Here is a 19,054-nt window from a genome sequence, read left to right as displayed (position 1 = left end):
GATCTGATGACGATCCAGGATCTGATTGAGCTCTGTCCGCCGCCGTCGCGTGATGGGCGTGCTGATCTTGACTGGCCGGCGTTCGAGTCGCGTTTTGGGCGGTCGCTTCCCGGCGACTACCGTGAAATTTGTACTGAGTACGGTCCAGGGCAGTTCGGGGAGTTCATCTTCATTTACCTTCCTGAATCAGACTCGGTGACGCAGAGAATCGAGATCCAGAGTCGCGAAGCATCTCAAGACCTGCGCGATCTGCCGGAGGAGGACAACCTCTTCGACTTTCCGTTCTCGTCAGAGGATCTCCTACTCTGCGGCGTCACCGACAACGGTGACTTCATCTGGTGGGTTACTGGTTCCGAGGATCCCGACAAGTGGACCGTGGTAGTTACTGAGGCAGGGTTCGGCGAATGGTTCCACTTCGAGGGCGGATTGGCCGACTTCCTCTACGCGGTGCTTTCCGGGGCGGTCGAGGTTCCGCTGTTCCCTGATGATCTGCTTCCGTTGGAGGTCGGCTTCGCGCCCCTGGATGATGCCTAGTGAGCGGGGGCAGTCTTCGGTTGAGTGGAACTGGCACTAGCGGATCCGGGACGCCTTCTTTGGCGGTTTTACCTTGGCGTAGGTCCGGGGCGCGCGCCGAGGGCTGAATCGCACGGGCAGGCCTGTAGCTCGGCCGTTGAGCTGGCTGAAAGAGCTGCTCAACTCAGGTGCTCACCGGGGCCGGTTCGCCGTGCGGGCTGCCGCGCGCCGGGCGGTGTCGTCTGGGCGTTCTAATCGGCCGTTGTTCCTGAGCCGGGCCGACAACGGCGGCGTCACCGGCGGCGGCGCGCCAAGCAAGGTCTCGTGCAGGTGGTCCGGTGGCTGTGCGCTCAGCGGCCGGGCCGCCAGCCATGCGGCGCCGGCCGCTGGGTCCAGCGCGAGGCGCGGCTGTCGGCCGCGATCTTTCAGAAGTCTCAGGACCCCCTGCTGTACGGGTGACCCGCCCGTCAACAGGCCTCCGGCGAGCACGACCGGCCCGTCCTGGTCCAGGTCGTCGAGGGTGCGTACGAGGCAGGCCACCGCCGCGTCGACCAGGGCGCGAGCAGCCGGATCGCCGTCGTCGGCGGCTGCGCAGACCAGTGGCGCGAGTGCGTCGATCGCTGGGAACGGCAGGGCCTGCGCCCAGTAGACCAGGTCGTTGGAACTGGTCACCCCGGCGTGCTCGGCCACCCGGGTGGCCAGGGGATCGGCCCAGTTCCGGACGGCGTAACGCACCGCCTGCAAGCCCAGCCATCGCCCCGAACCCTCGTCGCCCAGCAGCCAGCCCAGGCCGTCGCTCGTACGTACCACATCTTGATCGTGAATCGCGGCCGCGATCGCGCCTGTGCCCGCGATGAGCACCGCACCTGTCGCGGCCGACGAGCCGGAGGCGAAGGCGGTGACCGCGTCGCCGACCACCGTGACCGGACCGCCGATCTGGAGCGCCGCCGCGAACGGGCCGGTGCCGGCCGGACCGGCGATGCCGAGGGTCGCGGCCGCGACCGTGGCGGGGGAGTGCCCGCCGAGCGCCTGCTGCACAGCCGCCCTGACCTGCTCGGCCGCCTGCGAAGGGCCGTGCGACAGCGGGTTGCCGGGACCGGCCAGCCCACGCCCGACGATCTCCCCGTCGACGGTCGCGACGACGGCCCGGGAGCAGGTCCCGCCCGCGTCGACGCCCACCACCAGCTTCATGGCGAAATGGAAACATAGCCAACAGTTATTGACTAGCCCTCCGTGCGGTCGTAATTTTCATCGGCAACGGCAAGCTGTGAAAAACATGACCGCCAAGGAGCGCGCATGTCATATAGATCCACCACCGTCACCGCGGCCCTCGGCGCCGCCCTGCTCGCCCTCACCGCCTGCTCGGGCGGCAGCGGCGCGACGGGCGACGCCAAGGACCAGACCCTCACCGTGTGGGTGATGGACGGCGACTACACCGAAGCCACCCTCCAGGCGATCAACAGCCGGTTCACCGAGGCCACCGGGGCCAAGGTCGACCTTCAGATCCAGCAGTGGGAGGGCATCACCACCAAGATCAGTACGGCGCTGTCCACCTCCGGCACCCCGGACGTGCTCGACCTCGGCAACACCCAGGTGCCCGGGTTCGCCGCCAACGGGGGCCTGCTCGACCTCACCGAACACAAGGCCGACCTTCAGCAGGGCCGCACCTGGCTGGCCGGCCTGGAGAACCCGGCCACCGTGGACGGCGCGCTCTACGGGGTGCCCGGGTTCGCCGGCGCGCGGGCCGTCATCTACAACAAGAAGACCTGGGCCGCCGCCGGCGTCACCGCTGTGCCGAAGACCTACGCCGAGCTCACCGCCGCCCTCGACAAGGTCGAGGCGAAGAACCCGGCCGCCGACTTCGCCTCGTTCTACCTGCCGGGCCAGTACTGGTTCGCCGGGCTCCAGTTCCTCTGGGACGCCGGCGGCGAGATCGCCACCGCCGAGGGCAAGACCTGGAAGGGCGGCTTCTCCACCCCGGCCGGGCAGAAGGGGCTCGCCGAGTTCAAGACGTTCCAGAACACCTACTCGACGGCGGCGTCGCGGACCCTGGACACCATCACGCCCGACCAGACGCAGCTGTTCGCCGACGGCAAGACCTCGGCGATCCTGGCCACCAGCGGCTCGATCGGCCTCATCCAGAAGGCGAACCCGCAGATCAAGGCCGAGGACCTGGGCACCTTCCCGTTCCCCGGCACCTCCGGCAAGACCCAGCCGGTCATGCTCGGCGGCTCCGACTGGGGCATCGCCGCCAAGAGCGACGCCCACGACCTGGCCCTGCAATGGGTGAAGATCGCCGGCAGCCCGGCCGTGCAGGACGAGTTCGTCTACGGTACGGACGGCTGGATCCCGAACAGCACCGAAGGCATCCAGGCCGCCCAGGCCAAGGGCCTCACCGAACAGCAGCAGGGCTTCTTCGGCGGCGCGCTGTCGTCCAAGGCCACCCCCGCCGCGGCGCAGTGGTCCACCATCGAAGGCGACAAGAGCATCAACAACGTGTTCGCCGCGGTCGCCTCCGGCGCCAAAACCCCTGAAGCCGCGGGTACGGAATTCGACGCCCACCTCGAGAGCACCCTCGCGGGACAGTGAAGACCGTCACCGCCCCGCGCGACGTGACAGTCGCACCCGCCGCCCCGCCGGCCGCGCGCACGCGCCGCCGGCGGGACCCGGCCCCGTACCTGCTGCTCGGCCCGGCCGGACTGGTCCTCGCCGTGGTCACGCTCGCACCGATCGGGTTCCTGGTCTTCACCTCGTTCACCGACTACAGCCAGCGGACCCTGTTCACCGGGGTCTACCGGTTCGTCGGCGCCGACCAGTACACGGCCCTGCTGCAGAACCCGGCCTTCTGGGTCTCGCTGCTGCGCACCGTGCTGTTCACCGCGGCCATGGTGGCCGGCAGCGTGCTCATCGGTATGGGCGTGTCGCACCTGCTCACCCGCCTGGGCCGGGCCTGGCGCACCACCGTGACGGTGGTCCTGATCGTCGCCTGGGCGATGCCGAACGTGGCGTCGTCACTGGTCTGGAACTGGCTGTTCCAGCCCGGATACGGCGTCGTCAACTGGATGATCGGCGCCCTCGGCTCGGTCGGCTCGTCCGGCTCCTGGCTTCCCGGCGCCTTCCGGGACACCGCCGGGCTGAACTGGGCGCAGGACCCGGTCCTCGCCTACGTGGTGATCTGGCTGCTCATCGTCTGGCAGGCGGTGCCGTTCATCGCCCTCACCCTCAACGCCGCGGAGACCCAGGTGCCGCACGAGTACAAGGAGGCGGCCCGGCTCGACGGCGCCTCCGAACTGACCGTCTACCGGATCGTCACACTGCGGTTCCTGCGGCCCACCCTGCTGCTGGTCACCATCCTCTCGGTGATCTGGGACTACAACGTGTTCAACCAGATCTGGCTGATCACCCGGGGCGGCCCGGACGACACCACCGCGACCCTGGGCGTCTACACGTACAAGATGGCATTCGTCGGTTTCAAGATCGGAAACGGCGCCGCCATCTCGGTGGTCACCACCCTGCTGCTGCTCGCCCTGACCGCCCTCTACATCCGCAACCTCCTGAAAGCGGGGGAGGACCTGTGAAGAACGCCGTCGCCGCTGTCTTCTGTCTCGTGTGGATCTTCCCGGTCTACTGGATGGTCAACACCGCCTTCAAACCGCGCCCGGAGGTGATGACCCCGGAACCGCACTTCTGGCCGCACCATCCGACGCTGGACAACTTCACCGCCGCCGTCACCCAGCCGCAGTTCCTGACCAACCTCGGCAACAGCGCCCTCGTCGTCGCCGTCACCGTGGCCGCCTCGATCGTGCTCGGGATCTTCGCGGCCGCCGCCCTGTCCCGGTTCCGGTTCCCCGGCCGCCGGGCGATCATGGTGGTCATCCTCGCGGTCCAGATGCTGCCGGCCACCGCCATGCTCATCCCGCTGTTCACCATGTTCAACCGGCTCGACCTGCTCGGCACCTACACGGCGCTGATCCTCGCCTACGTGGCCACCGTCCTGCCGTTCTCGATCTGGGTGATGCGCGGCTTCTTCGTCGCCGTGCCGGCCGAGGTCGAGGAGGCCGCCCAGATCGACGGCGCGACCACCTGGCGGATCCTGGTCAGCGTCCTGTTCCCGCTGGTCGCACCCGGGGTCATCGCCACCGGCATCTTCGCGTTCATCGCCGCCTGGAACGACTACCTGATCGCCTACACGTTCATGCAGGACGAGAGCCACTACACCCTGCCGGTGTGGCTCGCCTCGTTCACCAACCCGCACACCGGCACCGACTTCGGCGCCCAGATGGCCGCGTCGGTCATCTTCGCCGCCCCGGTCGTCGTGTTCTTCCTGATCATCCAGCGCAACCTGGTCGCCGGCATGTCCGCCGGCGCCGTGAAGGGCTAGGTTCCCGCCTTGCTGACCCCACGCCCGTATTCGCTCACCCCCGGTTACGGCGAACTCGTCCTCGACGAGAACTCCACCGTCGACGCTCCCGCGCCGCTCGGCGAAGTCCTCGCCTGGCTCCAATCGGCGCTCCGGCCACCCACCGGCCTGCCGTTTCCCCGCTCGGCCCCCACCTCGGCCCGTGCCGTTGCCGCGCCTTCCTCCATCTCCGTCTCCGGCTCCTCCGTCTCCGGCTCCTCCGGCTCCTCCGCCTCCGTCCCCGCCTCCTCCGGCTCCGGCTCTGGTTCGGCTCAGGCCACCATCTCGCTCGGGCTCGACGACGATCTCGGCCCCGAATCGTTCCGGCTCCGGGTCACCCCCGAACGTGCGGTGATCACCGGCGGCGGCCCGGCCGGCGTCTTCTGGGGCTGCCAGGCGCTGCTGCAACTGCTGCCCCCGGCGGTGCACCGCAAGGCCCCCGCGGCCGGTCACCGCTGGGCGATCCCCGCCGTGCAGATTTACGACACCCCGCGTTTCGCCTGGCGTGGGCTCATGCTCGACGTCGCCCGCCACTTCATGCCCAAACACGACGTCCTGCGGATCATCGACCTGATGGCCATGCACCGCCTCAACACCCTCCACCTGCACCTCACCGACGACCAGGGCTGGCGGGTCGAGATCCGGCGGTACCCCCGGCTGACCGAGGTCGGCGCGTGGCGGCACGAGAGTCAGGTCGGCGCGGTCAGTGGCGGGCCCGTCGACGGGCGGCCACACGGCGGCTACTACACCCAGGACGACATCCGGGAGATCGTCGCCTACGCGGGGCAGCGCTTCATCACCGTCGTCCCGGAGATCGAAACCCCAGGTCACGTCCAGGCCGCGCTCGCCGCTTACCCCTCCCTCGGGGTCACCGGCGCCCCACAGCAGGTGTGGACCCGATGGGGTGTCAACCGCAACGTCCTCAACGCCGAGGAATCCACCGTCGACTTCTTCACCGATGTCCTCGACGAGATCATGGAACTCTTCCCGTCCCGATACATCGGGATCGGCGGCGACGAGTGCCCCCGCGACCAGTGGCGCGACGACCCCCGCACCCAGCAGCGGATGGCCGAACTCGGGCTCTCCCGTGAACAGCAACTGCACGCCTGGTTCGTGCGGCGTCTCGGCGACCACCTCGCCGCGGCCGGCCGCCGCCTCTTCGGCTGGGACGAGATCCTCGAAGGCGACCTGCCCACCGGCGCGACGATCGCCTCGTGGCGGGGCAGCACCGGCGCCGTCACCGCCGCCCGCCGCGGTTTCGACGTGGTGTCCTGCCCCGACGACAAGGTCTACCTCGACTACCGCCAGTCGGAACTGCCCACCGAACCCATCCCGGTGTCGATTCCGCTCGGCCTCCGCGACGTCTACGTTTTCGACCCGGTCCCGCCGGAACTCACCCCCGACGAGGCCCGCCACGTGCTCGGCGGCCAGGCCGCCATGTGGACCGAACACGCGGACTCCCCCCGAACCGTCGACTACCTGCTGTTCCCCCGGCTCTGCGCGGTCGCCGAAGCCCTGTGGAGCACACCGGGCGGCGACTTCACCGACTTCGAACGCCGCCTGACACACCACCTGACCCGCCTCGACGCGTTCGGTGTCGAGTACCGCCACCCGTCCGGCCCGCACCCGTGGCAGCAGCGCCCGGGAATCCCCGGCCGCCCGGCCACCCGCGAACAACGAGCCGAACACATTGCCCGCCTGGTAGCCGCCATCACCGCCCCTTGACCGGGCCGGCCGCCGCCTCCACGCGCCGTGGCGCTGCCGGCCGTCACTCACGGGCGCCGGCCAGTTCCATCGGGCGAGTCCGCAGCGCCGCGACCGTGGGAAGCACCGCGGCCGGCACCGCGACGATCGCGCACGCGGCCACTGTCGCGGCGACGACGGACCACGGCGCGACGATCGGGGCCCACACCGAGAGGACGGCCAGGGCGGCCCAGATGCCCAGCAGGTTCAGACCGGTCACGAACAGCCCGAGAACCGCGCCGACCACCACCACGGTCAGCGCCTCGGCCGCGACCAGCCGCAGCACCTGCGGTCTCGTGGCGCCGGTCAGGCGCAGCACCGCCAGCTCACGGGTCCGGTCGGAGGTCGCCATCACCATCGTGTTGGCGATCGCGATACCGGTGTACAGCAGCGCGATCCCCAGCACGACCATGAACCCGACCCGCGTCTGCCGACTGCCCACCGGAAGCTGATCCGCCAGCCACTGCTCCCGGGTCTGCACCCGAACCCCGCCGGGCGCACCCGGATCTCCAGCAGTGAGATCGACACCTGGGTGGCTTGGTGGTTCTGAGGTGGTGGCGGACGGGCCTCCGGCGGTGGCATCGATATCTGGGCGGGTTGCTGGTTCGGAGGTGGTGGCTGGGCCTCCGGCGGCGGGATCGACACCTGGGCGGCTTGCTGGTTCGGAGGTGGCGGCCTGGCCTCCGGCGGTGGGATCGATATCTGGGCGGCTTGCTGGTTCGGGGGTGACTGCGGGCGAATGAAGCAGGCGGCGGACCGCTGCCTCGCCGGAACGCTTGTCGGCGCCCGGTGCCCAGGAGAGTTCCAGCTGGTCCGGAGGGGCGCCGCCGGCGTTGCGGCTGGTCACGTAGACGCCGTTGCCGCCGGTTCCGGTGGCCAGGACGGCGACGATGCGCAGAGTCCGCGGGGTTCCGTCGCCGAGCCACACATCGACCCGGTCGCCGACCGTGTGCTCGGCCCACTCCTCGTTGACGATGATGCCGCCGTCGTCGAGGTCGCCGACCTCGCCCGCCACGACCGGCAGGCGCCGGACCGCAGTCAGGGCCGACGGGTCGACCGCCTGTGCCTGTGAACGGACCAGGGCCACCCCGTCCTCGAGGGTGTAGACGGCCGTGGACGCGCTGGTCATCACCCGGGCGCCCGGGACGGCCCGGATCGCGGTCACCATCGGGGAGTCCAACGCGGCGGCTTCGAGCGCCCCGCCGGTGACGATCAGGTCGGCGGCCGTCTGATCACGCTGCTCCGTGGCCTGTGCCTCGGCGATCGTCGCGGTCGTGCCGAGCAGGGAACCGGCCAGGGCCACGGTGATCAGCACTGGTGCCGCCACGGCCGCGGTTCGCCGGATGGCGGCGGTCGCGCTCGCCCGCATCAGTAATCCGGTCGCGCCCGGCAGCCGCGCCGGCAGCCACGCCACCAGGCGAGCCAGCGGACCGGCCAGCACCGGCGCGAGCAGCGCCACCGCCGTGATCAGCAGCATCGGCTGAGTGGTGTACGTCTTGCGGTGCAGGGCTTCGCCGGGATCGCCCAGCAGACGCCAGCCGAGCAGCCCCAGCCCGGCGGCCAGAATCGCCACGCCGGCGATCCACCGGCCCGCTGTCATCACCCGGCTGTCGACCGACGCCTCGCGCAGCGCCTCGGTGGGCCGCACCCGGCCGGCCCGGACCGTCGCCACCACCACACCGGCGAGGGCCACGACCAGCCCGGTCCAGAACGCGACGTGGTAGGGCCAACGATGATCGCCGATGGCGAACCAGGCCGGCGCCAGCCGCTCGTCGACGAGGAGCCGGGCCAGCCAGGGCGCGCCCTCGGCACCGAGCACACAACCGGCCGCTGACGCCACCGCCCCGACGATCGCGGCCTCGGCGAACACCGTCCGCCGGATCTGCCCCGGGGTCGCGCCGGCCATCCGCAACAGCCCGATCTCACGCCGCCGCTGGGCCACCGCGAACGCGAACGTCGACGCCACCACGAACACCGACACGAACGTGGTCACCCCGCCCGCAGTGCCGAGCAGCGCATTCATCGCGACGAGCGCGTCGGAATCCCGGTCCGGGTCGGGGTCGGCCCGCCGTCGGGCGTCGCCGGTGAGCACCTGCACCCCCGGGAACCCGCTGACGATCGCCCGCACCGACTCCGGCGAGGCGTCCACCGCCAGGTTGTCGATGCGCGGCGCGATCGCCGCGGCCGTGCGGTCGGTGAAGAAGGCGGCCCGCTCGAACGTCACCGGCGCGAGCACCCCGGCCAGCGTGAAGTCGCCGACGCCGGCCGGCGTCCGCACCCGGACTGTCCGTCCGACCAGCGCGGGGTCCGCGGCCAGCACGATCTCGGCCGCCGCGTGCGGCGGCCGGCCGGCGACCAGCCGATGACCTCCGAAACCGGCGACCGCCCACGGATGCCCGACGAGGCTCACCGTCTCGCCCTCCGAAAGCGCGTTGGATGCGGCGAGCGGTGGAAGGGCTCCAGAGGAACTGGGTGTGGGGGAGGGTCTGGCGGTGCCGGGCGTCGGAGGGGATCCGGAAGGGTTGGGCGCTGCGAGGGGTTTGGCGGTGCCGGGGGTCGGAGGGGATCCGGAAGGGTTGGGCACCGCGAGGGATCTGGCGGTGCCGGGGGTCGGAGGGGATCCGGAAGGGTCGGGTACCGCGAGGGGTTTGGCGGTGCTGGGCAGTGGGGGGAGCTCAGAGGAACCAGGAACCGGGAGGGCGCCAGCCGGGCCAGGAGCCGGGAGGGCCCCGGAGACGCCGGGCACCGGGCCGGGATGAGATGCGGTCGGTGATGGGGAGGGGCCGGGGGCGCTGGACGGCAGGACGGAGACGACTGCCGGGAAGGATCGGTCGGCGACGGTGGGGGCCGCCTCGGACAGGGTGGCGGCCACGTCGGCCGGCACCGCGTGGGGCTGGGCGAGCGGCTGGGTGCGGACGCCGATGTGGGTGGTCACGTGTAGGTCGTCGGCGCCGCGGACCAGCACCGGAGCCCCGGCCAGCCGGGTCGGCCGCTGGGACGGGGCGTCCACGGTGGAGGCCAGCGCCAAGCCCATCGTGGCGATCAGGGCCACACCCAGACCCAGGGCGACGAACGTGCCGATCAGGGTCACCCACCGGGCTCGCAGGCTGCTCAGCGTCACGGTCAGCACGCCGGGGCCGCCATCCCGGTCATCCGGGCCGCGACCGCCTCGGCCGACGGCGCGTCGAGAGTGCCGTGCAGACGACCGTCGGCCAGGAACACCACCCGGTCGGCGTGGGCGGCCGCCACCGGATCGTGGGTGACCATCACGATCGTCTGGCCGCCATCGTCGACCAGGGCGCGCAGCATCCGCAGCACGTCACGCCCGGTGGCCGAGTCGAGCGCCCCGGTCGGCTCGTCAGCGAACACCACCTCGGGGCGGGTGATCAGGGCGCGGGCGATGGCCACCCGCTGCTGCTGGCCGCCGGACAACTCGGCCGGCCGATGCCGGGCCCGGTCGGCGAGACCGACCCGGGCCAGCGCCTCGCGGACCTGGCCACGGGCCGGCCGCCGCCCGGCCAGGCGCAGCGGCAACGCCACATTCTGCTCGGCGGTCAGGGTCGGCAGCAGGTTGAAGGATTGGAAGACGAAACCGACCCGGTCGCGCCGCAACCGGGTCAGGCGGGTCTCGTCGAGCGCCGTCAGGTCGGTGTCGCCGAGCAGCACCGTGCCCGTCGTCGGCCGGTCGAGCCCGGCCGCGCACTGGAGCAGCGTCGACTTGCCTGACCCGGACGGCCCCATGACGGCGGTGAAGGTGCCCTCGCCGAACGAGAGCGTCAGATGGTGCAGAGCTGTCACCGCGGCGTCGCCGGAGCCGAAACTCCTGGAGACACCGTGCAATCGGATCGCGTCACGGGTCATGCGCCAACCCTGCCGCCGCCGAAGCCCCGCCACAGCCCCGCAGGATTCCCTCTTCATGGTAGTGCTGGCTATACCGTTTACAGTGGCCGCCATGCACACCGCCGACGTTCCCAAAGCGGGCGTCTACCTGCTCGCGAACGCCGTCGCCGGCCTGCTCACGCTGGTGGTGTCGGTGCTGCTGTTCGCGGTCGGGGGCGTCCTCGCGGTCGTCGTCGTGGGCCTGCCGCTGCTGGCCGGCCTGGCCCTGATCGGGCTTCCGGTGGCCGCCGTCGAGCGGCGGTTGCAGCGGCTCGTCGACGCCCGTCCGTTGCCACATCGGCACCGGGTCCCACCGGAGCCGGGGCTCGCGTCCTGGCTGCGGACCCGCTACACCGAGGCGGGCACCTGGCGCGAGCTGGGGTTCGCCGGCCTGCTGATGACCGTGCTGTGGCCGGTCGACCTGCTCGCCGTCGTCCTCGGCGTGACCGTGCCGCTGGCCCTGCTCGCGACCCCGGTGCTGTTCGGCACACTCGGTGACGCCGAGCAGGTCAACGTGCTCAAGGCGTATCCGGTCACGTCCTGGCCACAGGCATGGCTGTCCGCGGGGGCCGGGGTGCTTGCGGCGGTCGCCTGTGCCGTCGGCCTGGTGCTGCTGGCCCGGCTGCGGGCGGCGTCGGCCCGGGCGGTGCTGCTGCCACGCCACGACCTCGGCGCGACGGTCGTCGAGCTGACCAGGTCCCGGGTGCGCCTGGTCGACGCGTTCGAGGCCGAGCGCAGCCGCATCGAGCGTGACCTGCACGACGGCGCCCAGCAACGTCTGGTGGCGCTGACCGTGATCCTCGGCCTGGCCCGGTTGGACGCCGAAGCCCGCCTGAACGCCGAAGAGCGGCAAGACGCCGAGTCCCGGGCAGACGCTGAAGTCCGGCGAGACGCCGAGTCCCGGGCAGGGGCCGAAGCGTGGGGAGACGCTGAAGTCCGGCGAGACGCCGAGTCCCGAGCAGACGCTGAAGTGCGGGGAGATGCTGAAGTCCGGCGAGACGCCGAGCCCCGGGCAGAGGCCGAAGCGTGGGGAGACGCTGAAGCGCGGCGGGAGGCCGACGTCCGGGTGGACGCTGACCGCATGCTCGCTGAACAACTGGCGCGGGCCCACGACGAGGCCGGGCGAGTACTGGTCGAGCTGCGTGAGCTGATCCGGGGCATCCACCCGGCGGTGCTCACCGACTTCGGCCTGGGGGCGGCCGTCGCTGATCTTGCCGACCGGTGTCCCGTACCCATTGATGAGGATTTTGACGTGCCGCACCGGTTTTCCGCCGCGATCGAGTCGGCGGCCTATTTCGTCGTTGCGGAAGCGCTCGCCAACCTGGCCAAACACTCGGGGGCCGCGCGGGGCGCGATCGCCGGCGGCTACACCGCCGGGACGCTGACCGTCGAGGTCGGCGACGACGGGTGCGGCGGCGCCGACCTCGACGGCGGTACGGGGCTGCTCGGTCTCGCCGACCGGGTGTCGGTGGTCGGTGGCAGGCTGTCGCTGTCCAGCCCGCCGGGCGGCCCGACCCGACTGATCGTGGAGATCCCATGCCGGCCTTGCGGGTAGTTCTCGCCGAAGACAGTGTCCTGCTCCGGGACGGGCTCGCCGGGTTGCTGGCACGGTTCGGGCACGAGGTGGTCGCAGCGGTCGGCGACAGCGACGGGCTGCGTGCGGCCGTCGCCGCCCACCAGCCGGATGTGGTCGTCACCGATGTGCGGATGCCGCCCGGGTTCAAGGACGAGGGCCTGCGCACTGCCCTGGAGCTGCGGCGGAGGCGGCCGGGGCTGCCGGTTCTGGTGCTGAGTCAGTATGTCGAGACGCGTTACGCGACCGAGCTGCTGAACGCCGGGGACGGCACCCACCTCGGCTATCTGCTCAAGGACCGGATCGGGCATGTCACCGAGTTCGTCGACGCGCTGAAACGGGTCGTCGACGGCGGCACCGTGGTCGACCCGGAGGTGGTCCGGCAGATGTTGCGCCGTCACCGCGACCCGCTCGCTGCGCTGACCGCCCGGGAGCGTGAGGTGCTGGCCCTGGTCGCCGAGGGCCGGTCCAACCTGGCCATCGCCACCGAACTCACCGTCGCCGAGGCCTCGGTGGCCAAGCACATCCGCAACATCCTGCAGAAACTCGGTCTGTCACCGGCCGAGGAGACGCATCGACGGGTTCTGGCGGTGCTCACCTATCTCCGATCATGACTCTAGGGATAGATTGATGCCGATGCACTGACGAGGGGGGCAGCATGCGGATCCCGTGCTTCGTGACAGCGCTCGTCCTGGCGGGCGGGCTCGCCGGCTGCGGTGGCGGCGAGCCGGCCCCGACCACCTCGGACGGCCTGCGCACGGTCCGGGTGTCGACCATCGGTGTCTCCGGCGCGGCCGCGATGGTGCTCGGCGTCCGGCAGGGCTTCTTCCGTGAGGCCGGCCTGGACGTGCGGGTGGTCCCCGCCGAGGCGCCGGCCGTCATCCCGTCGCTGCTGTCCGGGGACGCCGAGTTCGGGTTTCTGAACGCGCCGGCTGTGCTGCTGGCCCGCTCGAACGGGGTGCCGGTGGTGGCCGTGTCCAACACCTCGGCCAACCCGGCCGACCCGGCCGAGAACAACATCCAGCTCCAGGTCGCCGCGGGCAGCCCGATCCGGGCGCCCAAGGAGCTCGAAGGCCGCACGGTGGCCGTCGACACCCTGTTCCAGCTGCCGCACCTGTCCATCCTGAACGCCCTGGCCAGCGCCGGCGCCGACGTCACGAAGGTCAAGTTCAGCGAGCTGCCGTTCCCGGCGATGGCCGACGCGCTCAAGGCCGGGCAGGTCGACGCGATCCTGCCGGCTGAGCCGTTCGTCACCGTCGGACTGGCCGCCGGCGCCCGCGACCTGCTTTCCGGCAGCGCGGGTCAGCCGGCCGGGGTGCCGCAGTCGGTGTTCCTGGCGTCGGAGAAGTTCACCACGACCGACCGGGCCGCTGTCGACGGCTTCCGGACGGCGCTGACCAGGTCCTGCGAGTACGCCCAGGCCCACCCGGACGAGCTGCGCGCGATCCTGCCCACCTACACGAAGGTCGCCGCCGACCTGGCCGGCCGGATCCGGCTGCCGGTGTTCACCACCGTGGCCGCGCCGGAGGGCTGGCAGCACTGGGCCGACGTCCTGACCCGGCAGCAGGTTGCGAAGAAGCCGGTCAGCCCGGACGGCGCCTACCTGTGACACTCCTCAAAGGGCTGGCCGGTCTGCTGGCCCTGGTCGGACTCTGGGACGTGCTCCGGCTCGTACACCTGCTGCCGCCGACCGCGACCCCGGCCAGCTGGGACGTCGCCGCCTCGCTGGCCACGCCCGGAGTCCGTGGCGGCCTCGCCGCCGCGACCGGCGCCACCCTTGCCGCCTGGGCCGCCGGGATGCTGCTCGCCGCCACCGTCGGGATCGCCGCCGGGCTGCTCACCGGCCTGTCCCGCCGGGCCGACGCGGCCAGCCGGCTGGTGATCGACTTCCTGCGCCCGATCCCGGCGGTCGCGCTGATCCCGGTCGCGATCGTGGTCGCCGGCATCGGCCTCCCGATGCAGGCCGTGCTCGTCGCGTTCGCGTGCCTGTGGCCGCTTCTGATCAGCACCCGGTTCGGTGTGCGCGACGTCGACCCGATGATCGTCGAGACCGGCCGGGTCCTCGGCGCGGCCGGTCCCCGGCTGATCGCCACGGTCACCGTCCCCGCGGCGGCCCCGGCGATCGGGACCGGCCTGCGCACCGCCGCGGGCCTGGGTATCGTCGTCGCGGTCGCGGTCGAACTGGTCACCGGCAGCCCGGGCCTCGGATCGTTCATCAACCAGCAGCTTCAGGGCGGCCAGATCGCCGCCGCCTACACCGGCATCCTCGCTGCCGGCCTCCTGGGCGCCGCGATACACGCCCTGACCAGCGCCTTCTCCCGGAGCCGCGGATGAAGGCCGGCCTCGTCACCGCCGGCCTGCTCCTGATCGGCTGGGAGATCGCCGGCCGCACCGGCGAGACCGGCCTGTTCCCGCCGTTCAGTGCAGCCGTCCGGGAACTCGCCGAGATCGACGTGTGGGCCGACGTCCTCCCGTCGGCCGGCCGGGCGATCGCCGGTTTCCTGATCGGCTCCCTGGCCGGCGCCCTGCTCGGGGTCGGAATCGGCTGGTTCCGTGCCCTCGAGCCATGGGTGCGCCCCAGCCTGGAGTTCCTGCGCGCGATCCCGCCGCCGGCAGTCCTGCCGGTCGCCGTGCTGGCTCTCGGCGCCACGTCGGGCATGCGGATAGCGGTGATCGCAGCCGCCGCGATGTGGCCGGTTCTGATCGCCGGAGTGGACGCCACCCGCACGATCGAGCCACGCTATGTCGACGTGGCCCGGATCAGCGGTGCACGCCCCTACGTGGTGATCCTCCCGGCCGTGCTCCCAGCGCTGCTAGCCGCCATGCGAGTGGCTCTCGGCATCGCCCTGATCATGATGGTGATCAGCGAGATGATCGCCGCCACCGGCGGACTCGGCTACCTGATCCTCCAGGCTCAGCGCACCTACGCGATCGGCCAGATGTACGCCGGAATCATCGTCCTCGGCCTGCTCGCCCTGACCGTGACCAGCCTCTTCGGCCTCCTGGAACGCCGCGTCCTCGGCTGGTACCACGAGCAGAAGGGCCGGCTCGATGGCTGAGACCCCACTGATCCGGGTCGCCGGCCTGGCCAAGACCTTCACCGGCCGCCGTGGTCTCCGCACACCGGCTCTCGACGACATCGGGTTCGAGCAGGCCGTGGACGAGTTCGTCGCGGTCGTCGGGCGGTCCGGTTGCGGCAAGACCACCCTGCTGCGCTGCCTTGCCGGCCTGGAGAAACCCGACAACGGCCTGATCTGGTACGACGGAAGCCCGGTCACCGGAATCCCCGCCGGTGTGTCGATCGTGTTCCAGGACTACCACCGCAGTCTGTTCCCCTGGCTGACCGTCCGGGAGAACGTCAGGTTCCCGGTCCGGCGTCTGGGCCGCGCCACCGGCCGGCGCCTGGCCACCGACGCCCTGCGGATGGTCGAGCTGACCGATTTCGCCGACCACCACCCGTGGCAGTTGTCCGGCGGCATGCAGCAGCGTGTCGCGATCGCCCGGGCCATCGTGTCGAGCCCCCGCTACCTGCTGATGGACGAGCCGTTCGCCTCCGTCGACGCGCAGACCCGCGCCACCCTCGAACAGCTCACGCTGCGGGTCGCCGCCCTGATCGGCGCGACGGTTCTGCTGGTCACCCACGACATCGACGAGGCGATCCTGATGGCCGACCGGGTGCTGGTGCTGTCCGCCCGGCCGGGCCGGATCGTCGAGGAGGTGCCGATCGACCTGCCCCGCCCCCGCGACGAGGTGGAGACGCGGGCGCTGCCCCGGTTCCAGGACTACCGGCGGGTGATCCACCGGCTCATCGGGAAGGTCCCGTGATCAGGGCGCCTCCGGGTCGTACCCGTAGATCCATCCGTTGGCGACGAGCGGATCCCGCTGCGCGAACGTCGCGTCCCGCTCGCGTTGCGCCGGACCGTCCGGCAGATGGTTCGACTCCGAACGGGCGTGGCTGACCTGCTGCAACCGGGTCGTGCGGGGGAGACGCAGCGATTCGTACTCGCGCAGCGCCGCCGCCGGATCGGCGATCCGCGCGAGACACCGGGCGAGCACCGCGGCGTCCTCGATCGCCTGCGCGGCGCCCTGGGCGTAGAACGGGAACATCGGATGCGCCGCGTCACCGAGCAGCGTCGTCGCCCGTTCCGACCAGCGCGGGAGCGGCGGCCGGTCGAGCAGCGCCCACCGGCCCAGCGTCGTCGCCGACTCGATCAGCCCGGTCAGCCGCGGATCCCACCCGTCGAATTCGGCCCGCAACTCACCGACCGTCGCCGAGGCGGTCCAGGATTCCACCGTGTATTCGCCGGCGGGAGCGATCGCGACCATGTTCACCAGCCGCCCGGCCGACACCGGGTAGTGCACCAGATGCCGGCCGGGCCCGATCCACAAGGTCTGCGCCGGACGGCGCGCAAAGTCAGGAGCAGATTGCGATGGTACGAGCGCCCGAAACGCACACATCCCCGAATAGCCGGCCGGGGTAGCCCCGAACAGCGTGCCGCGCACGATCGAGTGGATGCCGTCCGCCCCGACCACCACATCGGCCTCGACGGCGCTCCCGTCGGCGAACCGCAGCCGCCCGTCCTCGACCGCGACACACCTGCGGCCCAGCTCGACCCGGTCGACCAGTGGCAGCAGGGCCCGCAGCAGGTCAGCGCGGTGCACGGTCCAGGTGTGCTCGCCGTAGAGGCCGGCGCACGCCTTCGACAGATCCTCCGACGACAGCACCGTGCCGTCCCGCCACCGCCGGAACTCCCACCCGATGTCGAGCCGCAGCGCCGACTCCCGCAGCCCGTCGAACACCCCGGCCCGCCGCAGCAGCCGAGCCGCGTTCGGCGTGACCAGCAGCCCCGCCCCGACCTGCGTCAACGCGGCCGCCTGCTCGTAAACGGTGCTCGACAGGCCGGCCCGCCGCAGAAAGGCGGCCGCCGCGAGCCCACCGATGCCACCACCGAGAATCGCGATCCGAACCGTCACACATCCGGATCCTAGTTATGGTTGCCGATGAAACACCGGATTGATCTTCAGGAGGACGTATGCACCCGTTCCGGCAGGCGGTTGAGGCCCGGGATGCCGCCGCGATCGAGGAGTTGCTGGCGGAGAACGTCGTGTTCACCAGTCCGGTCGCGTTCAAGCCCTACCCGGGCAAGGCGCTCACCGCGGCCATTCTGCGCGGCGCGATGCGGGTCTTCGAGAATTTCCGGTACGTCCGGGAGATCGCCGACGGGCGCAACCACGCGCTGGTCTTCGAGGCCGAGGTCGACGGCAAGGCGCTCACCGGCTGCGACTTCCTCCAGCTCGACGAGGACGGCAAGATCGTCGACATCATGGTGATGGTCCGGCCGCTCTCCGGCGCGAACGCCCTGGCCGAGGCGATGGCGGCGCAGTTCCCCCGGATCCAGGCCGAGGCGACCGGGGTCGCTGCGGGCTGAGGCCTGCTCACGGCCCGGCCGGCCGGGCGCGCTCGAGAGCGTCGAGGATCAGGTCGAGGCCGTAGCCGAACTCGTCGGCATACGCATACCCGGGTTGCAGGGCGTGGCCGACGATCAGCTCGGTGAGGTGCGGATACTGCTCGGCGTCGGTGTCCGACAGGATGCCGGCGGCGATCTCCGCCACGTTCTCCGGGGTGTCGATCGGGATGTTCGTGGACTGGAGCGCGAAACCGTACACGTAACTGTCGATCACTGAGACGGCGTGCGCGGTGAGCGTGAGATCGAACCCGGCGTGCCGGAGGACACCCAGCACCGCGTTGTTGTGCCGCAGGTTCCCGGGGCCGGGGCTCGGCCGCGACTGGAGCAGGCTCAACGCCCAGGGGTGACGCCCGAGCGCGGCGCGCAGTGACGTGGCGTGCCGCCGCATGGCCGGCTTCCAGTCGTCGCCCGGGGTGGGCCGGTCGAGCTCGCCGAAGACCAGGTCGATCATGCCGTCGAGCAGTTCGTCCTTGTTGGCGACGTGGTTGTAGAGGGACATCGCCTCGGCGTCGAGAGCCTCGGCGATCTTGCGCATCGAGGGTGTGGCCAGGCCGTGCTCGTCGGCCAGCCGGACGGCGGCGGTGATGACCCGCTCCCGGCTGAGCGGGGTGCGGCCTGCTGTGGTGCGGGTCGCTCGACGAACCATGGGCGTCCTCCTTGACGAACTTACTTAGTAAGTCCTACCTTAGCTGCCAGGACGTTGACTTACTAAGTAAGTAAGGGGTGTGCGATGGAAACTTCGACAATCGACAGGCAGCGGCTGGCCCGGTGGCTCGGGGTGCTGTTCGTCGGGCTGCTGGTGTTCGGGATGCTGACGGCTCTCGTCCTCGACTCGGTCCTCGTGCCCGGAGACGCCGCCGCCACAGCTGCGAACGTGCTCGGCTCACGCACGCTCGTCGGCGTCAGCCTGGTCGGCTGGGTGGTGCTCGCGGGCCTGGACATCGCGGTGGCGGTGGGCTTCCACGCGCTGCTCAAGACGGCCGGGCCGGTGCTGTCGCCGATCACCGCCGGGTTCCGGCTGGTGTATGCGGCGGTTCTGGTCGCACTCGTTCCGCAGCTGTTCACCGCCTTCCAGCTGGTGACCGGCGACGCCGCGGACCAGGCCCGCGCACTGGCCGAGATGGAGAGCTTCAGCCTCGGTTTCCAGGTCGCGTTGACCGTGTTCGGGATCCACATGACGCTGCTCGGGATCCTGCTGTACCGGTCGGCCTACGTACCCCGGATCCTGGCCGGCCTGGTCATCGCCGCCGGCGCCGGATATGTCGCCGACAACCGCGCCGGCCTCTTCACCGACCTCGCCCCGGCACTGAGCGCGGTCCTCGTCGCGCCGTCCCTGCTCGGTGAACTCGGCCTGCTCGGCTGGCTGCTCGTGAAATCGACCCGACCCTAAAGGGCCAGGCTTCTCGAGCCTCCCCGCACGCTCCCCGTCCCAAGTCTCTGGGCCGGTATCACGCCGGTTGCTGCCCGTTCGGCACCACC

18 protein-coding genes are annotated in these 19,054 nt (G+C 71.1%); 13 read left to right on the top strand and 5 right to left on the bottom strand.

Going from position 1 to position 19,054, the window contains the following annotated elements; translation table 11 throughout:
• Window positions 1–6 precede the first annotated feature (6 nt).
• Entirely contained in the window at window positions 7–534 is a 528-nt protein-coding gene (locus tag AB0E94_RS47785) for an SMI1/KNR4 family protein (RefSeq protein ID WP_360341759.1), read from the top strand.
• 171 nt (window positions 535–705) lie between these two features.
• Here the strand turns inward: AB0E94_RS47785 and AB0E94_RS47780 are convergent, their stop codons facing one another.
• Window positions 706–1,704 (bottom strand): BadF/BadG/BcrA/BcrD ATPase family protein, encoded by a 999-nt coding sequence (locus AB0E94_RS47780; RefSeq protein WP_360341756.1) that lies wholly within the window; start codon window positions 1,702–1,704, stop codon window positions 706–708.
• Window positions 1,705–1,809: 105 nt separating this feature from the next.
• On the opposite strand from AB0E94_RS47780, the gene AB0E94_RS47775 reads away from it, so the two are divergent.
• The 4 genes from AB0E94_RS47775 to AB0E94_RS47760 are packed head-to-tail and all read left to right on the top strand — an operon-like array spanning window position 1,810 to window position 6,637.
• Window positions 1,810–3,102 (top strand): extracellular solute-binding protein, encoded by a 1,293-nt coding sequence (locus tag AB0E94_RS47775; RefSeq protein WP_360341753.1) that lies wholly within the window; start codon window positions 1,810–1,812, stop codon window positions 3,100–3,102.
• Window positions 3,099–4,091 (top strand): sugar ABC transporter permease, encoded by a 993-nt coding sequence (locus AB0E94_RS47770; RefSeq protein WP_360341750.1) that lies wholly within the window; start codon window positions 3,099–3,101, stop codon window positions 4,089–4,091. The genes AB0E94_RS47775 and AB0E94_RS47770 overlap by 4 nt, the downstream gene beginning before the upstream one ends.
• A complete protein-coding gene (locus AB0E94_RS47765) occupies window positions 4,088–4,894 on the top strand; it encodes a carbohydrate ABC transporter permease (RefSeq protein WP_360341747.1) in 807 nt (268 codons plus the stop codon). The genes AB0E94_RS47770 and AB0E94_RS47765 overlap by 4 nt, the downstream gene beginning before the upstream one ends.
• 9 nt (window positions 4,895–4,903) lie before the next feature.
• A complete protein-coding gene (locus tag AB0E94_RS47760; RefSeq protein WP_360341744.1) occupies window positions 4,904–6,637 on the top strand; it encodes a beta-N-acetylhexosaminidase in 1,734 nt (577 codons plus the stop codon).
• 43 nt (window positions 6,638–6,680) lie between these two features.
• Here AB0E94_RS47760 and AB0E94_RS47755 read toward each other — a convergent pair whose 3' ends face one another.
• Together AB0E94_RS47755 and AB0E94_RS47750 are read right to left on the bottom strand one after the other, a co-directional pair.
• Window positions 6,681–9,776, bottom strand: a complete 3,096-nt coding sequence (locus tag AB0E94_RS47755; RefSeq protein ID WP_360341741.1) for an FtsX-like permease family protein — start codon at window positions 9,774–9,776, stop codon at window positions 6,681–6,683.
• A gap of 2 nt (window positions 9,777–9,778) precedes the next feature.
• The gene (locus tag AB0E94_RS47750; protein ID WP_360341738.1) at window positions 9,779–10,516 is read right to left on the bottom strand and encodes an ABC transporter ATP-binding protein; all 738 of its coding nucleotides are present in this window, start codon (window positions 10,514–10,516) and stop codon (window positions 9,779–9,781) included.
• A gap of 91 nt (window positions 10,517–10,607) precedes the next feature.
• On the opposite strand from AB0E94_RS47750, the gene AB0E94_RS47745 reads away from it, so the two are divergent.
• From AB0E94_RS47745 to AB0E94_RS47720, 6 genes are read left to right on the top strand one after another with little or no spacing between them, the layout of a single operon-like run.
• The gene (locus tag AB0E94_RS47745) at window positions 10,608–12,089 is read left to right on the top strand and encodes a sensor domain-containing protein (protein ID WP_360341735.1); all 1,482 of its coding nucleotides are present in this window, start codon (window positions 10,608–10,610) and stop codon (window positions 12,087–12,089) included.
• Entirely contained in the window at window positions 12,071–12,721 is a 651-nt protein-coding gene (locus tag AB0E94_RS47740; RefSeq protein WP_360341732.1) for a response regulator transcription factor, read from the top strand. Before AB0E94_RS47745 ends, AB0E94_RS47740 begins: the two co-directional genes overlap by 19 nt.
• Window positions 12,722–12,765: 44 nt before the next feature.
• Window positions 12,766–13,716 (top strand): ABC transporter substrate-binding protein, encoded by a 951-nt coding sequence (locus AB0E94_RS47735; RefSeq protein ID WP_360341730.1) that lies wholly within the window; start codon window positions 12,766–12,768, stop codon window positions 13,714–13,716.
• On the top strand, window positions 13,713–14,441 hold the full coding sequence (locus AB0E94_RS47730; protein WP_360341727.1) for an ABC transporter permease subunit: 729 nt from the start codon (window positions 13,713–13,715) through the stop codon (window positions 14,439–14,441). Before AB0E94_RS47735 ends, AB0E94_RS47730 begins: the two co-directional genes overlap by 4 nt.
• Window positions 14,438–15,166, top strand: a complete 729-nt coding sequence (locus AB0E94_RS47725; protein ID WP_360341724.1) for an ABC transporter permease — start codon at window positions 14,438–14,440, stop codon at window positions 15,164–15,166. Before AB0E94_RS47730 ends, AB0E94_RS47725 begins: the two co-directional genes overlap by 4 nt.
• Window positions 15,159–15,932 (top strand): ABC transporter ATP-binding protein, encoded by a 774-nt coding sequence (locus tag AB0E94_RS47720; protein ID WP_360341721.1) that lies wholly within the window; start codon window positions 15,159–15,161, stop codon window positions 15,930–15,932. The genes AB0E94_RS47725 and AB0E94_RS47720 overlap by 8 nt, the downstream gene beginning before the upstream one ends.
• On the opposite strand, the gene AB0E94_RS47715 is transcribed toward AB0E94_RS47720, so the two are convergent.
• Window positions 15,933–17,081, bottom strand: coding sequence for an FAD-dependent monooxygenase (locus AB0E94_RS47715; RefSeq protein ID WP_360341718.1), 1,149 nt, complete (start codon window positions 17,079–17,081; stop codon window positions 15,933–15,935).
• 59 nt (window positions 17,082–17,140) lie between these two features.
• Here AB0E94_RS47715 and AB0E94_RS47710 point away from each other — a divergent pair, with 59 nt between their 5' ends.
• The gene (locus tag AB0E94_RS47710; RefSeq protein ID WP_360341715.1) at window positions 17,141–17,536 is read left to right on the top strand and encodes a nuclear transport factor 2 family protein; all 396 of its coding nucleotides are present in this window, start codon (window positions 17,141–17,143) and stop codon (window positions 17,534–17,536) included.
• A gap of 7 nt (window positions 17,537–17,543) precedes the next feature.
• On the opposite strand, the gene AB0E94_RS47705 is transcribed toward AB0E94_RS47710, so the two are convergent.
• Window positions 17,544–18,221, bottom strand: coding sequence for a TetR/AcrR family transcriptional regulator (locus AB0E94_RS47705; RefSeq protein ID WP_360341712.1), 678 nt, complete (start codon window positions 18,219–18,221; stop codon window positions 17,544–17,546).
• A gap of 84 nt (window positions 18,222–18,305) precedes the next feature.
• Between AB0E94_RS47705 and AB0E94_RS47700 the strand changes: the two genes are divergently transcribed.
• Window positions 18,306–18,965 (top strand): DUF4386 domain-containing protein, encoded by a 660-nt coding sequence (locus tag AB0E94_RS47700; protein ID WP_360341709.1) that lies wholly within the window; start codon window positions 18,306–18,308, stop codon window positions 18,963–18,965.
• Window positions 18,966–19,054 lie beyond the last annotated feature (89 nt).

This window comes from Actinoplanes sp. NPDC026670 (assembly GCF_040638175.1).
Classification (GTDB): Bacteria; Actinomycetota; Actinomycetes; order Mycobacteriales; family Micromonosporaceae; genus Actinoplanes.
Note: the sequence above shows the minus strand (reverse complement) of the source record. Positions and strands in the feature narration are given on the sequence as shown.

Bases quoted from the DNA above. Each gene is read 5' to 3' on its own strand.
- AB0E94_RS47740 (WP_360341732.1), top strand. From the start codon at position 12,071: ATGCCGGCCTTGCGGGTAGTTCTCGCCGAAGACAGTGTCCTGCTCCGG.
- AB0E94_RS47720 (WP_360341721.1), top strand. From the start codon at position 15,159: ATGGCTGAGACCCCACTGATCCGGGTCGCCGGCCTGGCCAAGACCTTC.
- AB0E94_RS47735 (WP_360341730.1), top strand. From the start codon at position 12,766: ATGCGGATCCCGTGCTTCGTGACAGCGCTCGTCCTGGCGGGCGGGCTC.
- AB0E94_RS47710 (WP_360341715.1), top strand. From the start codon at position 17,141: ATGCACCCGTTCCGGCAGGCGGTTGAGGCCCGGGATGCCGCCGCGATC.
- AB0E94_RS47775 (WP_360341753.1), top strand. From the start codon at position 1,810: ATGTCATATAGATCCACCACCGTCACCGCGGCCCTCGGCGCCGCCCTG.
- AB0E94_RS47785 (WP_360341759.1), top strand. From the start codon at position 7: ATGACGATCCAGGATCTGATTGAGCTCTGTCCGCCGCCGTCGCGTGAT.
- AB0E94_RS47705 (WP_360341712.1), bottom strand. From the start codon at position 18,221: ATGGTTCGTCGAGCGACCCGCACCACAGCAGGCCGCACCCCGCTCAGC.
- AB0E94_RS47750 (WP_360341738.1), bottom strand. From the start codon at position 10,516: ATGACCCGTGACGCGATCCGATTGCACGGTGTCTCCAGGAGTTTCGGC.
- AB0E94_RS47700 (WP_360341709.1), top strand. From the start codon at position 18,306: ATGGAAACTTCGACAATCGACAGGCAGCGGCTGGCCCGGTGGCTCGGG.
- AB0E94_RS47725 (WP_360341724.1), top strand. From the start codon at position 14,438: ATGAAGGCCGGCCTCGTCACCGCCGGCCTGCTCCTGATCGGCTGGGAG.
- AB0E94_RS47745 (WP_360341735.1), top strand. From the start codon at position 10,608: ATGCACACCGCCGACGTTCCCAAAGCGGGCGTCTACCTGCTCGCGAAC.
- AB0E94_RS47780 (WP_360341756.1), bottom strand. From the start codon at position 1,704: ATGAAGCTGGTGGTGGGCGTCGACGCGGGCGGGACCTGCTCCCGGGCC.